This is a genomic window from Ruegeria sp. O6, assembly GCF_056535045.1.
The window spans coordinates 1-1812 of record NZ_JBQERM010000040.1 but is presented as its reverse complement, the minus strand read 5'-3'; the positions used below and the strand labels follow the sequence as shown (position 1 = coordinate 1812).

Genomic DNA, 1812 nt, shown 5'->3' with positions numbered 1-1812 from the left:
GCGACTTTTTGTTTTTGTTTGTGTTTATTGAACTGTTGGTCGAAGAGGTTTTTGAAGGGTCCGTTTTTCTGCATGAGTTGGTCGAGGTTTCCCTGTTCGGCGATAGTGCCGTCCTGGATGACGATGATCTTGTCTGCCTCCAGCACGGTTGACAGGCGGTGGGCGATGACGATGACGGTGACATCCTGTGTCAGGGCGTCCAGCGCCTCTTTGACCAGCGATTCCGATTCCGCGTCCAGCGCGCTTGTTGCCTCGTCCAGCAGCAGGATTTCGGCCTTGCGCAGAATGGCGCGGGCAATCGCGATGCGCTGTTTCTGACCGCCCGACAGAAAGGTTCCGTTTTCGCCCACCGGGGTCTCATAGCCCTGCGGCAGGTCTGTGATGAACTGATGCGCATGTGCGGCCCGGGCTGCCGCGATCACCTCTTCATCGCTCGCCTCGGGTGCCGAGCAGCGCAGGTTGTCCATCACCGAGGCCGAGAACAGGAACGTGTCCTGACCGACATACGAGATTTTCCGCCGCAGCGAGGCAAAGCTGACATCCCTCAGGTCCTGGCCATCGATCTCGACGCTGCCCTGATCGGGGTCGTAAAACCGCATGATCAGGCCAAACAACGTGGATTTGCCACCACCGGACTGGCCGACAAGGGCCGTGGTTTTCCCGGCCTCGAAAGTGGCGCTCATGTTGTCGATCACCGGCACCGTGCCCTGATAGCCAAAGGTCACATTGCGCAGCGTGATCTGTCCGGGGCCGTCACTCAGGTCACGGGCCCGGGGGCTTTCCACCATCGTGTCCTCCTGATCCAGCAGGCTGAACAACAGGCCGACACCGACCATGCAGGTTTCAATCTGGACCCGCATCCTGGACAGGCGCTTGGCGGGTTCATAGGCCATCAGCAAAGCGGTGATGAAGGACATCAACTGACCCGCGGTCGGCTGTTCGGTGCCCGCGATGCCCATCGTGCTGACAATGAGAACCCCGGCAACCGCCAGACCGGCCAGAAACTCCATCAGCGGGCTGGCAATGGCCTGCAGCCGGGCGATGTCGTTCGAGCGCTGTTCGACCTTCCGGATCGCGGTCTCCATTCGGTCGATCATGCGATCTTCAAGCGCAAACACCTTGATCACCTTGATCCCCGCCGAGGTCTCCTGCAGCACCCGGATGATCTCGGCCAGCGATTTGAACTCGGCCTGCATGATCGAGCGGACGCTTTTCAGCAGATACCGCACCCCCAGAAGGGCAACCGGGCCCACCACAAAGAACATCACCGACAGGACCGGCTGCTGATACACCATGACCACAATCAGGCCGACCAGGGTCAGGGCATCGCGGACAAACCCGGTGACCAGAACATCGATCAGGCCCCGGGCCGATTGCGCGCCATTGGTCGTGCGCATCAGCAAATCCGATGATTCATTGGTCGAAAAGAACGACACCCCGTGCCGGACCAGCTTGCGGTACAGCTTCTCCTGCTGCTGGGCCACAATCCGGTTGCCCGCGCGCGCCAGAAAGACGGCCTGAACATACGAGGCCACCGCCTTGGTCAGGAACAGAAGCACAACCCCCAGCGCAATGACATGCGCCCATCCCCGCAATTCCGGGCTGGTCATGGCATCAACGATATATTCCATCATGTAAGCCGAGCCGGCGGTGGTGACCGCCACCGCGATCATCGCCAGGATCGCAACGCCGTAAAGCCCGCCCTGCGCATAAAAGCTCTCACCGACAAGCCGGCCCATATAGCCCGATCGCCACTTGTTCCAGGCGCGCTTCATCATTGCGTTCTCCAAATCCGTGAAACGGTGCGCACGC

The 1812-nt window shown here is 60.3% G+C and carries 1 protein-coding gene; it reads right to left on the bottom strand.

Annotated features, from left to right (window positions below):
• Positions 1-1778 (bottom strand): ABC transporter ATP-binding protein (locus tag ACR0DY_RS19875; RefSeq protein ID WP_480484967.1); only part of this gene is annotated, 1778 nt, incomplete at its 3' end.
• Between the last annotated feature and the right edge of the window lie 34 nt (positions 1779-1812).